We start from the raw sequence: 12,028 nt of genomic DNA, 5'->3' as shown, positions 1-12,028 counted from the left end.
GCTTCAGAGTCTAATGCCGCATGCTCAAATGGTTGATCGTCATTCTGGTCATCGTGCTGGTCACGGGCCTCTTTCGCGCAACGCTTGCGCGTCATCTGCGCCTGGGTCATCTGCCCGGTGACATCCACATCAAGTTCCGCGGCAAACCCTACCATTTTCCCTTCACCAGCACGGTATTGCTGTCGGGCGTTGCCATGCTGATTCTCTGGTCGATCTGAGTCTCATGCGCGGCTGATCGCGGCCACGCGAGCGGCGCGCACGCGCTGCGGGATCTCGCTCTTGTCGGTGCAGGCTTTGGCGATGGCGCCGGCATCCACACCGGTCGCTGCGGCAAAGGCCTCGTGCCAGGGGGCCGGGTCGAAGCGTGCATCGCAATCGCCTGCCGCTTCGAGCAAAGCCGTGAAGCGCTCGGGGCGCCGCAGCGCGTCGCAGCGCGTGAGCGTGTCGAGCATTTCTTCAGCATTGCCGTGGTGTGCCAAGGCCGCCCGCTCGCGCGTCAGCATCACTGCCAGATCGCGCGCTTCGTTGGGCGCCTTGAGGCGTTCGGAGAGCGCCCGCGCGGTGTCAGTGTCGAGGCGATGCAGCGTGACAGCCCAGCGCTGCTCCAGCGTGGCGCTGCGTTCGACGGCGCGTTGCAGGGCGGTGCGGCTTGTCGATTTGTCTTCCGGCGGCAGGTCGGTGAGCTCGGATGCGAGGCGAGCCAGCGCACCGCTGTCGTGCAGCACCGCGAACATGCGCTGCGGGTGGCCTTCCATCAGCCCGCGGGCGATTTCCTGCCACACGCGCTCGGCCACCAGATGTTCGACTTCGCCGGCAGCCACGATGTCGCGCATCAATGCCATGGTTTCGGGGGCCACGCTGAATTCATGGAAGCGCGCGGCAAAACGCGCCACGCGCAGGATGCGCAGCGGGTCTTCGGCAAAGGCCGGGCTGACGTGGCGAAGCACGCGCGCGGCAAGATCGTCACGGCCGTTGAAGGGGTCGGTGATCTCGCCTGATTCGTCGCGCGCCATGGCGTTGATGGTGAGGTCACGGCGCAGCAGGTCTTCTTCGAGCGTGACGTCCGGCGAGGCGTGAAAGGCAAAACCCTTGTAGCCCGGTGCGGTCTTGCGCTCGGTGCGCGCCAGCGCGTACTCCTCGTGCGTCTTCGGATGCAGGAATACCGGGAAATCCTTGCCCACCGGGCGGAAGCCCGCAGCCACCATTTCTTCGGGCGTGGCGCCGACGACGACCCAGTCGTGGTCGCGTACCGGCAAGCCGAGCAAGGTGTCGCGCACCGCGCCACCGACAACGTAGGTCTGCATCAGCTTGTAGTGCCTTTCAGGTAAGCGGGGGCCACGTCTTCGAGTGCGGTCGGCGTCATGCCGAATGGCAGCGGCGGGCCGGAGGCGACGTTGTCGCGCCTGAGCGAACGCACGTTGTCGCGGCTTATCGGCGGCTTGGGCAGCAGTTCCATGGCCATCCCCTGCAGCATCGCCAGCGGCTCGGGCAGCGGGAAGATCAGCCGTTTGCGGTGGGTGACGCTGCATACGTAGCGCACCAGTTCGCCCAGCGTATAGACCGTGGGGCCGGCAAGCTCGAAGGTCTGACCGGCTGAACCCGGTGCGTTGAGGCAGTGGGCGATGACTTGCGCCACGTCTTCGACGAACACCGGCTGGAAGCGGGTGTGCGCCCCGGCTAGCGGCAGCACGGGAATGAAGCGCAGCAACTGCGCGAACAGGTTGAGGAAACTGTCGCCCGGCCCGAACACCACGGACGGCCGCAATATGGTCCATTCCGGCGGCGTGCCGCCATCGTGGATGGCCGCTTCCCCCGCAGCCTTCGAGCGCTGGTATTCGGAGGGGCCGTAACGGTCGGCACCGAGCGCGCTGATGTGGATCAGCCGCGCAGTGCCGGCGTGGTGGCAGGCTGCGGCCAGCGAGCGCGGCAAGGCCACGTGGGCACGTTCGAAGTCAGGGCCCCACGGGTCGCCGGATTTCGAATGCAGCACGCCGACGAGGTTGATGGCCACATGCGTGCCCTCGGCGAGTCGAGCGAGGGCCTGCGGGTCGTGGATGTCGGCGCTGACGATATCCACGCCGGGGAGGCTCGCGAGGTGGCGTGCGCGTGCCGCATCGCGCGTCGGAATCACCAGCTGCGTGTCCGGCCCGGCCAGGCGCCGCGCTACGGCGCTGCCGATGAAGCCGGTGCCGCCGGTGATCAGGATGCGTCGCGTGTCCATGGCATGCCCTCAGCGATCGTTTGCGACGGAGGCGGGCGGAATGATGCCCAGGCGCGCCTGCAGTGACTGCGGACGGCCTTCGAACATGGCCGAGTAGATGACCTTGTTCACCATCACTTTCTGCACGTAGTCGCGGGTTTCGTCGATGGGGATGGTGGCGACGTAAATCGCCCCTTCGATCGGCCGTTCGCCGCGCCAACGCTGCGCACGGGTCGGCCCGGCGTTGTAGCCGGTGGAGGCGAGCACCAGATGTTGGTCAAGGTTGTCGAGGATCATGCGCATGTAGCTCGTGCCGAGCAACACGTTGGTGTGCGGGTCGTTGAGCATGCCCGGGTTGTAGCCCTTGAGGCCGATCTGGCCGGCCACCAGCCGCCCGGTTTCTGGCATCACCTGCATCAATCCACGCGCGCCGGCGCCCGAGCGTGCCGGGATGTTGAAGCGGCTTTCCTGGCGCATCAGGCCGTAGATCCAGGCCAGATCGACCTGCTGCTTGAGTGCCTGCGGCTCGATTACGTCGCGGAACGGCGTGAGGAAGCGGATCTCGAAGTTGGTCCCAGGGTCGGCGAGTTCGGCCGAGTTGATGGCCCGATCTAGCAGGCCATTTTTGAGGGCCAGGTGTGCGGCGGCAACGATGAATTCACGATCCTTGCCGCGCATGGCTTGAATCCATTCGCGCACACCTTCGGTGTCCAGCCCGAGGCGGTAGAAGGTCAGCGCTGCCCGGATGCCCGGATCGCTCGCAGCGCGGGTCTTGTCTGCTGCTCTTACGGCTTCGGCTTTTCGCGGCGGCGCAAACGAGCGGCCCAGCTCTTCGGCGGCCAGCATCGGGTAAAAGCCGTGTCCGTCCGCGATCTGCTGGTACAGCTGCTCGGCCGTGGCGGGGTCGCCTTGTGCGACGCGGGCGCGGGCGCGCCAGTAGATCCACTCGGCGATGTTCTGTTCGGCGACCGGCAGGCGGTCGATGGTCTGTTCGACCAGCGGCCAGTTCTCGGCACGCAGGGCTGCGCGCACGCGCCAGTCGCGCTGCACGACGCTTAACGGTGCATCGCCGGCCTCGGCATACCACTCGTTGGCCAGCGGCAAGCGCGAGAGGATGCCCATGTGCCCCAGCACGGCATATATCCAGGAGCGTTCTTCGGCCGTGAAGTCATTTGCGCGGCGTAGAAGACGCACATGTGCCAGCGGCGCGTCGCTGCGGGCGATGCGCACCAGCGCGGCCAACGCCAGCTCGCGGTTGGCGCGCGTTTTGGCGAAGTCGGCCGGCAGACTGTCGAAGTAGTTCTCGGGGTTCGACAGCGCCTGGCCGTAGCTGCGCGTATCGACGTTGATCCACTGCAGGGTCTTGCGTGCCGTCTCCGGCATGCGGCTGTCCACCTGGCGGCGAAAGCGCCACCAGATGGTGTCTTCATCGATCTCGCGTGCGGCCACCGCTGCCTGGAACACCTCGTCGCAGGCAAGATGGCTTTGCGTCTCGGTCTTGAAGGCCTCGGCCAGATCGTTGAACACCGTGGTGTCGCCCAAGCGATAGCGCGCATGCCATGCAAGGCAGCGCAGCTCTTCGTCGCGGTCGTGGTGGTCGGCGAAGATACGTAGGTAGCTGGACCAGTCCTCATCCTTGGCGAGCCGCCGCAGCCATTGCGCGCGCAGGCGCATGGCAGGCACCGTGTCGGGATAGCTCACCAGGTAAGCCACGAGCTCGCCCTCGGGTGCCGGGTCGGGGCGGGCCAGTTTGTTGAGCAGCAACCAATATTCGACGTAATGATCGACCGGATGCTGCAGGTCAGGCAGATTGGCGAGGCGTTCGAGGGTGTCGCGGTCGCCGGTTCGCAGGGCTTCGCGCGCCGCTAGAATGCGGCTGTCGCCCGGCAGCGCCTGCGCATTGGAAGTGCCGCAGACGGACAGAAGGAGCAGGCTGATGAGGATGAATTTCATGTATTTGGGTGAGCTACCGGAGTGTGGTCAGAGGCGCGGGCATGCACATGACTGAACCGCCTTCCGCAGATGACATCGTAACGCGCCGCAGGGCTCTGCGCAGCAGCGCCCTGAGCGCACGCGAAGCACTCACGGTGACTGCGCGCAATGCCTTGACGCATCGCCTGGAGGGCCACCTCGCGCACTTGCTGCAGCAGCTTGCGCCCGTGCGACTGGGCTTCTGCTGGCCGTTCCGTGCGGAGCCGGACCTGCGCCACTTTGTGGCGGGCTGGCTGGCCGGTGATGCGGCCCGTCGTGCTGCCTTGCCCGTGGTGCTGGACCGCGAAGCGCCGCTGACGTTCCGCCCTTGGGTGCCCGGAATGGAATTGGTGCCCGATCGGCACGGCATCCCGCATCCGCCGGCAGGCGACGAGATCACTCCCGACGTGGTGCTGGTCCCGCTCAACGCTTTCGATGAAAACGGCTTCCGGCTTGGCTACGGCGGAGGGTATTTCGATCGCACGCTGGCGGCTCTGCCGGTGTGCGCCGTTGGTGTCGGCTTCGAACTTGGCCGCGTCGACAGCGTGTTGCCGCAGGCGCATGACCGGGCCATGGAATGGCTGGTGACTGAGGCCGGCGTGTTCCGCCCGCCGGCTGCGGAGTGCGCCTGAGCGGCGTTCAACCGAGGAACAAGCGGTAGGCCGGGTTTGCCGTTTCGTCGGTGTAGTCGTAGCCCAGGCGCTGCAGGAATTCCTCGAAAGCGGTCTTGTCTTCCGGCGGCACCTGCATGCCGACCAGCACGCGGCCGAAGTCGGCGCCATGGTTGCGATAGTGGAACAGGCTGATGTTCCAGTCCGAGCGCAGTTGCGTGAGGAAATTCATCAACGCCCCCGGGCGCTCCGGGAAAACGAAACGGTACAACTGCTCGTTGTCGGCCTGCGGCGCGCGCCCACCCACCATGTAGCGGATGTGGCTCTTGGCCATTTCGTCGTCGGTGAGGTCGATGGCGGGCAGTTCGTGGCGTGCCAGCATGTCGATGATGCGGCCGGCTTCGGCGCGATTGTGCACGTTGATGCCGACGAAGATGTGCGCACGCGAGGCGTCGTCGTAGCGGTAGTTGAATTCGGTGATGTTGCGCTTGCCGAGCAGGCTGCAGAACTTGCGGAAAGAGCCCGGTTTCTCGGGGATGGTCACCGCCAGAATGGCTTCGCGCTGTTCGCCCACCTCGGCGCGCTCGGCCACGAAGCGCAGGCGGTCGAAGTTCATGTTGGCGCCCGAGGCGATGGCCACCAGCGTCTTGTCGCGCAGCTTGTGACGCTTGGCGTATTCCTTGGCTCCGGCTAAAGCGAGGGCTCCGGCCGGTTCGAGGATGGAGCGGGTGTCTTCGAAGACATCCTTGATGGCAGCGCAGATCGCGTCGTTGTCGACCACGATCATTTCATCGACGTACTCCTGGCACAGGCGGAAGGTCTCGGCGCCGACGAGCTTCACTGCTGCTCCGTCGGCAAACAGACCGACCTGGTCGAGCTCGATGCGTTTGCCCGCCGCCAGCGATTTGGTCATGGCCTCGGAGTCTTCGGCCTCGACGCCGATGATCAGTGTGTCAGGGCGCAGTCGCTTCACGTACGCCGCCACGCCCGAGATCAGCCCGCCGCCGCCGACACAGCAGAAAATCGCGTGGATCGGTTTTGGGTGGGTGCGCAGGATTTCCATGCCGATGGTGCCCTGGCCGGCGATCACGTCGGGGTCGTCAAACGGGTGCACGAAGGTCAGGCGTTCTTGCTTTTCGAGCTGTTTGGCGTGGGCAAACGCTTCGGTGAAGGAGTCCCCTTCGAGCACCACTTCACCGCCGCGCGCCTGCACCGCATCAATCTTGATCTGTGGCGTGGACGTCGGCATGACGATCACCGCGCGGGCCCCAAGCTTCGCGGCCGACATCGCCACGCCCTGGGCGTGGTTGCCTGCCGAGGCGCAGATCACGCCGCGTTTGAGCGCCGCAGGCGAGAGGTTGGCCATCTTGTTGTAGGCGCCGCGGATCTTGAAGCTGAACACCGGCTGCATGTCTTCGCGCTTGAGGAACACCTGGTTGCCGATGCGCGCCGACAGGTTTGCGGCGAGCTCCAGCGGGGTTTCCTCGGCCACGTCATACACGTGCGCGTTGAGGATCTTCTCAAGATAGTCCGGCGGGTTTTTCATGGGCGGCAGTGTATGGGCGTGAGACGCGAAGCCGACGAGCGTAGCAGTCGCGACGGGCGGGCGGCAAGCCGGTGCGGTCAGTCAGCGCCGCTAGCTCCGGGCTCGCGCAGCATCAGCAATTGATGACGCTGGATGAATTCTTCGGTGGCGTCGATGCCGCGCAGCTTGAGGATGGTCGAGCGCACGGCCGCTTCCAGCAGAACTGCAAGGTTGCGGCCTGCCGCCACTGGCAGCACGCTGCGTGGAACGGGTGCGCCGAGTACATCGTGCGTTTCGAGGTGCAGGGGCAGCCGGTCGGGGTCTTCCTGGCCGGGGATGCGGCGCTCTAGATGCACGATCAGGCGCAGGCGCATTTTACGGCGCGCGGCGGTTTCGCCAAAGATGGTGCGGATGTTGAGAATCCCCAGGCCGCGCACTTCGAGAAAATCCTGCAGCAAATCAGGGCAGCGGCCTTCGATCACGGAGGGCGCGATGCGCGAGAACTCGGTGATGTCATCGGCTACGAGCCCGTGGCCGCGCGTGATGAGTTCGAGCGCCAGTTCGGATTTGCCGGTACCCGAATCGCCGGTGATCAGCACGCCGATGCCCAGCACGTCCATGAACACGCCGTGCAGCGAAACGCGCTCGGCCAGCGTGCGCGCCAGATAGCTGCGCAACACGTCGATGACGCGCGCCGAGGGCGCCGGGGTGGTGAACAAAGCCACGTCATGTGCTTTGCACAGCTTGTGAATCAACGACGGCAACTCACAGCCGTCCGCCACGATGATTGCGGGCGGGCGGGCCGTCACGATGTCTTGGAAATGCTGGGTGATGCGGTCAAGCGGCTGCTTGCGCGCCCAGGTTTGTTCGGCGCTACCGATGACGTGCAGGCGTTCGGGGTGGATCAGGTTGAGGTGGCCGACCAGATCGGCGGCCCAGCTGCCGGCTTCGGTCAGCGCAATGGCGCGATCCAGCGCGCCGACGGCGTGGGTGAGTTGCAGTGCTTCGCGATGAAACTCAAACAGCTGCGCGACGCTGATCTGCCGCATGTGGTTCCCAGCCGGAGAAGAGTGCATGGATGGTGTTGCTGTCGGGTGCATTCAGCAGTTGATCGCGGAAATCCGAATCACTGAACATCTGCGCAAGCTCGGACAGCAGTTGCAGGTGGTGCTCGTTGCACTGTTCCGGCACGAGCAGCACGAACAACATGTTCACCGGGCGGCCATCGGGGGCATCGAACTGCACCGGAGCCGACAGGCGGATGAATGCGCCAGCCGCTTTCTTCAGGCCCTTGATGCGACCGTGAGGAATCGCGATGCCTTGGCCGAGGCCGGTGGAACCCAGGCGCTCACGCGAAAACAGGCTGTCGAAGACGTCACTGCGACCGATGCCTTGGTGGTTTTCGAACAGCAGGCCGGCCTGCTCGAATACGCGCTTCTTGCTACTGGCTTCGAGGTCGATGACGACGTTTTCGGTAGGTAGGAGTTCGGCGATCAGACTCATTTCGGGGATTGCCGCTGGTCACCGCGAGCGATGATGAGCGGATAGGCGTGGATTGCGGGGGAGTGCGCCGGGCACCGGATGAAGGGGCCGATTATAAACACTCCCCGCAGGAAATGCAGGAACTATTGTGCAATGCAGCGACGAATCATTCCTCTTCGACGGTCGCCTGGTGCTTCAGCGAATCGTGACCGTGTTCGAGGTTTTTCTGCTTGTACTTGATGACCTGGCGATCGAGTTTATCGGTCATGGCGTCGATGGCCGCGTACAGATCGGCGTCTTCCGCTTCGACGAACAGATCCTTGCCGCGCACGTGCAGGGTGACTTCGGCCTTCTGAACCAGTTTCTCCACCGAGAGGATCACATTGATGCTGGTGACGTTGTCGAAGTGTCGGATCACGCGGTCAATCTTGCCCGTAACGTGTTCGCGGATGGCCGGGGTGACGTCGACGTGATGTCCGGTAATGTTCAGGTTCATGATCGCTCCTCGCGTCGTGTGTTGTCAGATCGACTTGCGTTGACTGACGGGTGGGATATTCAGTGACTCGCGATACTTTGCAATCGTGCGGCGGGCCACGACGATGCCCTGCTGCCCGAGCAATTCCGTGATGCGCGAATCCGAAAGCGGCTTCTTCTTGTCTTCGGCCTCCACAAGTTGGCGTATCAGGGCGCGGATGGCCGTTGAAGAGGCGGCCCCGCCTGTGTCGGTAGAGACGTGACTGCCAAAGAAGTACTTGAGTTCAAACACGCCACGCGGAGTGGCCATGTACTTCTGTGTCGTTACGCGGGAAATCGTCGATTCGTGCAATTCGAGCTCGTCCGCAATCTCGCGCAATGTCAGCGGCCTCATCGCCACGTCTCCATATTCGAAGAACTGACGCTGCTGGTCAACGATTGCCTGAGATACCCGCAAAATGGTGTCGAAGCGTTGCTGCACGTTCTTGATCAGCCAGCGTGCTTCCTGCAGCTGTCCGGTCAGGGCGCCGCCCGAGCCGCGGTTCTGCTGGAGGATGCTGGCGTAGAGCTGATTGACGCGTAGTTTGGGCATCGCCTCGCCGTTGAGGCTGGCGCTCCAGCGGCCGCGCACCTTGCGCACCACCACGTCGGGCACGATGTAGCCGGTGTCGTCGGCGCCATATTGCAGGCCGGGCCGTGGATCCAGGCTGCAGATCAGCGCGTGGGCATCGCGCAGCGCGTCCTCGCTGCAGCCGGTGGCGCGGCGGATGCGCACGAAATTGCGTTCGGCCAGCAGTTCGAGGTGCTCACGCACGATCACCAGCGCCAGATCGCGCACGGCGTTGGCCGGCTGAGCACGCAGTTGCAGCGCGAGGCACTCCGACGGAGTGCGTGCGGCAATGCCGGCGGGCTCCAGGCTCTGGACCTGATTGAGGGCGATCTGCAGGTCGTCGAGCTCGATCTCGAAGTCTTCCGGGATGACTTCGATGAGCTCCTCAAGCGATTGGTGCAGATAGCCGTCGTCGTCGAGGGCTTCGATGATGAAGCGCGCCAGCAGCCGGTCGCGGTCGCTCATCGGGGATAGACTGATCTGCTGGTTCAGGTGGTCACGCAGGCTGGTGGAGGCCGCCTGGATGTCCTGGAAGTCACGGTCATCTTCGTCGTCGCGGCTGCGCGGGCTGCCGCTGCCCGAGCCCCAGTCGCCGGAATCCGGGAAGTCCGGCATTTCGCTGCTGACGGTGTCGGACTCGCGCTCGCGCTCGCGTTCGTGCGCGCTTTCACCCTCGGGCGAATTGTTGTCGCCGGAGTTCGAGCTTTCGGATGATGAGGATTCGTTGCGCGGTGGCGGCGGTGCGTCGTCGCCGTCCTCGCGTTCGAGCAGAGGGTTCTCGGCGAGAAAGCGCTCGATCTCCTGATTCAGCTCGATGGTCGACAGTTGCAGCAGTTTGATCGACTGCTGCAACTGCGGCGTCAGTGTGAGTGACTGCGAGAGCTTGAGCTGGAGGGATTGTTTCATGACGCGGTCGGCTTCGCTTACAGCCGGAAATGCTCCCCTAGATAGACCTGACGCACGCGCGCATCGTCGATTATCTCAGCGGGCTTGCCGCCGGCCAGCACGGTGCCGTCGCTGAGGATGTAGGCGTGATCGCAGATGCCCAGGGTTTCGCGTACGTTGTGGTCGGTGATGAGAACGCCGATGCCGCGCTCCTTGAGGTAGCGGATGATCTTCTGGATATCCAGAACGGCAATCGGGTCGACACCGGCAAAAGGCTCGTCGAGCAGGATGAGGCGCGGGTCGGTTGCCAAGGCGCGGGCGATTTCACAGCGCCGGCGCTCGCCGCCGGACAGGGCCACGGCCATGCTGTCTGCCAGATGGGAGATGCCCAGCTCTTCGAGCAGTTCGGCCAGGCGGCGGTCGACGGCGGGCTTGTCCAGCCCCTGCAGCTCGAGCACGGCGCGAATGTTGTCGGCCACGCTGAGTCGGCGGAATACGCTCATTTCCTGCGGCAGATACGACATGCCCATGCGTGCGCGGGCGTGAATCGGCTGATGCGTCAGGTCGGCGCCATCAAGCTTGATGGCGCCGGCGTCGCAGCCAACCAAACCGACGATCATGTAGAAGCAGGTGGTCTTGCCTGCCCCGTTCGGGCCGAGCAGGCCGACGACCTCGCCGGCGGCGACTTCGAGCGCGACGTCGCGCACGACTTCGCGTGATTTGTAGCGTTTGCGGAGCCCCGATACTTCAAGAAGACTCATGCGGAACCTCTTTGAGCAACTTGGTGATGATTTCGCTGGAAAAGCCGCGACCTTGAAGGAAGCGGGCCTGACGCGCCCACTCCTTGCGGTCGGTAGCCGGGGTGCCGAATTTCGACGTCCAGATGGCGCGCGCGCGGTCGATGTCGCTGCTCAGTTCGCCCTCGTTCAGTACATCGGCCACGGTGTCGGCATCCACGCCGCGGCGCGCCAACTCCTGCTTGAGCCGTGACGTGCCGAAACGTGAGGCCTTGCCTCGCACCCAGGCTTCGGCATAGCGTCGGTCAGACTGCAGCCCCAGTTCGGCCATGCGGTCCAGCGTGACTTCGACTTCTTCCGGGGTGCCGAGCGGAGCCAGTTTGCGTGCCAGTTCAACGCGCGAGTGGTCGCGCATTGCGAGCAGACGGAGGGCCTTCTGACGCAGCCTGTCCGTCTGCTCGGACATCAGGCGTCCTTCGGTGCAGGGGCCTCGCCGACCGCCATTTCCTTCAGGCCGACCGCGACGCGAACCTTGTTCTCGATTTCGCGGGCCAGTGCGGGGTTGGAGCGCAGGAACTCACGCACATTGTCTTTGCCCTGGCCGATCTTGTCGCCGTTGTAGGCGTACCAAGAGCCGGATTTGTCGACGAACTTCTGATCCACGCCCAGATCGATGATTTCGCCTTCGCGCGAAATGCCTTCGCCGTAGAGGATATCGAAGTGCGCTTCGCGGAACGGCGGCGCCACCTTGTTCTTGACGACCTTGACGCGCGTTTCCGAGCCCACGACCTCGTCGCCGCGCTTGATGGCGCCGGTGCGGCGGATGTCCAGGCGCACGCTGGAGTAGAACTTGAGCGCATTCCCGCCGGTGGTGGTTTCGGGGTTGCCGAACATCACGCCGATCTTCATGCGGATCTGGTTGATGAAGATCACCAGCGTGTTGGTGCGCTTGATGTTGGCGGTGAGTTTGCGCAGCGCCTGGCTCATCAGACGGGCCTGCAGGCCGGGGAGCTGGTCGCCCATTTCACCCTCGATTTCGGCCTTGGGCGTGAGTGCGGCGACCGAATCGATGACGACGATGTCGACGCCGCCCGAGCGCACCAGCATGTCGGCGATTTCCAGCGCTTGTTCGCCGGTGTCCGGCTGCGAGATCAGCAGGTCGGGGATGGTCACGCCCAGCTTCTCTGCGTACCCGACATCCAATGCGTGTTCGGCATCGATGAAGGCCGCGGTGCCGCCGAGCTTCTGCATTTCGGCGATGACCTGCAGGGTCAGCGTGGTTTTGCCGGAAGATTCCGGTCCGTAGATTTCGACCACGCGACCACGCGGCAGGCCACCCAGGCCGAGGGCGATGTCGAGCCCGAGCGAGCCGGTGGAAACGGTCTGGATGTCGCGCTCGGCGCTGTCGTCGCCCATGCGCATGATCGAACCCTTGCCGAACTGACGCTCGATCTGCTGGAGTGCCGCAGCGAGGGCCTTGGCCTTGTTGTCGTCCATATCGTGTCCTTGCGTAAAGTGTTGGAAATTATGGCA

Annotated in this window: 13 protein-coding genes; 2 read left to right on the top strand and 11 right to left on the bottom strand. The window is 64.4% G+C overall.

Features of this window, described 5'->3' with window-relative positions:
- The first annotated feature begins 20 nt into the window (after window positions 1-20).
- Window positions 21-218: a DUF2905 domain-containing protein gene (locus tag AC6H0W_RS00900; protein ID WP_497575223.1), complete on the top strand. Its 198-nt coding sequence runs from the start codon at window positions 21-23 to the stop codon at window positions 216-218.
- A gap of 3 nt (window positions 219-221) precedes the next feature.
- On the opposite strand, the gene AC6H0W_RS00895 is transcribed toward AC6H0W_RS00900, so the two are convergent.
- The 3 genes from AC6H0W_RS00895 to AC6H0W_RS00885 are packed head-to-tail and all read right to left on the bottom strand — an operon-like array spanning window position 222 to window position 4,153.
- Window positions 222-1,304: a tRNA nucleotidyltransferase/poly(A) polymerase-related protein gene (locus AC6H0W_RS00895; protein ID WP_497575222.1), complete on the bottom strand. Its 1,083-nt coding sequence runs from the start codon at window positions 1,302-1,304 to the stop codon at window positions 222-224.
- Window positions 1,304-2,221 carry a complex I NDUFA9 subunit family protein gene (locus tag AC6H0W_RS00890; protein ID WP_497575221.1) on the bottom strand — a complete coding sequence of 306 codons (918 nt, stop codon included), beginning with the start codon at window positions 2,219-2,221 and terminating at the stop codon, window positions 1,304-1,306. The genes AC6H0W_RS00895 and AC6H0W_RS00890 overlap by 1 nt, the downstream gene beginning before the upstream one ends.
- Window positions 2,222-2,230: 9 nt before the next feature.
- The gene (locus tag AC6H0W_RS00885; protein WP_497575220.1) at window positions 2,231-4,153 is read right to left on the bottom strand and encodes a lytic transglycosylase domain-containing protein; all 1,923 of its coding nucleotides are present in this window, start codon (window positions 4,151-4,153) and stop codon (window positions 2,231-2,233) included.
- Window positions 4,154-4,200: 47 nt separating this feature from the next.
- On the opposite strand from AC6H0W_RS00885, the gene AC6H0W_RS00880 reads away from it, so the two are divergent.
- On the top strand, window positions 4,201-4,803 hold the full coding sequence (locus AC6H0W_RS00880) for a 5-formyltetrahydrofolate cyclo-ligase (protein ID WP_497575219.1): 603 nt from the start codon (window positions 4,201-4,203) through the stop codon (window positions 4,801-4,803).
- Window positions 4,804-4,810: 7 nt separating this feature from the next.
- On the opposite strand, the gene ilvA is transcribed toward AC6H0W_RS00880, so the two are convergent.
- The 8 genes from ilvA to recA all read right to left on the bottom strand — a co-directional run bounded on the left by ilvA (window position 4,811) and on the right by recA (window position 11,992).
- Window positions 4,811-6,328 carry a threonine ammonia-lyase, biosynthetic gene (gene ilvA, locus AC6H0W_RS00875; RefSeq protein WP_497575218.1) on the bottom strand — a complete coding sequence of 506 codons (1,518 nt, stop codon included), beginning with the start codon at window positions 6,326-6,328 and terminating at the stop codon, window positions 4,811-4,813.
- Between the two features lie 77 nt (window positions 6,329-6,405).
- On the bottom strand, window positions 6,406-7,356 hold the full coding sequence (gene hprK / locus AC6H0W_RS00870; protein WP_497575217.1) for an HPr(Ser) kinase/phosphatase: 951 nt from the start codon (window positions 7,354-7,356) through the stop codon (window positions 6,406-6,408).
- Window positions 7,325-7,810: a PTS IIA-like nitrogen regulatory protein PtsN gene (gene ptsN, locus AC6H0W_RS00865; protein WP_497575216.1), complete on the bottom strand. Its 486-nt coding sequence runs from the start codon at window positions 7,808-7,810 to the stop codon at window positions 7,325-7,327. Before ptsN ends, hprK begins: the two co-directional genes overlap by 32 nt.
- A 145-nt stretch (window positions 7,811-7,955) precedes the next feature.
- The gene (gene hpf, locus AC6H0W_RS00860; RefSeq protein WP_497575215.1) at window positions 7,956-8,285 is read right to left on the bottom strand and encodes a ribosome hibernation-promoting factor, HPF/YfiA family; all 330 of its coding nucleotides are present in this window, start codon (window positions 8,283-8,285) and stop codon (window positions 7,956-7,958) included.
- 24 nt (window positions 8,286-8,309) lie between these two features.
- Window positions 8,310-9,779 (bottom strand): RNA polymerase factor sigma-54, encoded by a 1,470-nt coding sequence (locus AC6H0W_RS00855; RefSeq protein ID WP_497575214.1) that lies wholly within the window; start codon window positions 9,777-9,779, stop codon window positions 8,310-8,312.
- Between the two features lie 17 nt (window positions 9,780-9,796).
- Window positions 9,797-10,519 carry an LPS export ABC transporter ATP-binding protein gene (lptB, locus tag AC6H0W_RS00850; RefSeq protein WP_497575213.1) on the bottom strand — a complete coding sequence of 241 codons (723 nt, stop codon included), beginning with the start codon at window positions 10,517-10,519 and terminating at the stop codon, window positions 9,797-9,799.
- The gene (recX, locus tag AC6H0W_RS00845; protein WP_497575212.1) at window positions 10,506-10,961 is read right to left on the bottom strand and encodes a recombination regulator RecX; all 456 of its coding nucleotides are present in this window, start codon (window positions 10,959-10,961) and stop codon (window positions 10,506-10,508) included. The genes lptB and recX overlap by 14 nt, the downstream gene beginning before the upstream one ends.
- Window positions 10,961-11,992, bottom strand: a complete 1,032-nt coding sequence (gene recA / locus AC6H0W_RS00840; RefSeq protein ID WP_497575211.1) for a recombinase RecA — start codon at window positions 11,990-11,992, stop codon at window positions 10,961-10,963. Before recA ends, recX begins: the two co-directional genes overlap by 1 nt.
- Between the last annotated feature and the right edge of the window lie 36 nt (window positions 11,993-12,028).

The sequence above is a fragment of the Pseudazoarcus sp. NS20 genome (assembly GCF_059703745.1).
This window is presented reverse-complemented; position numbering and strand designations above follow the sequence as displayed.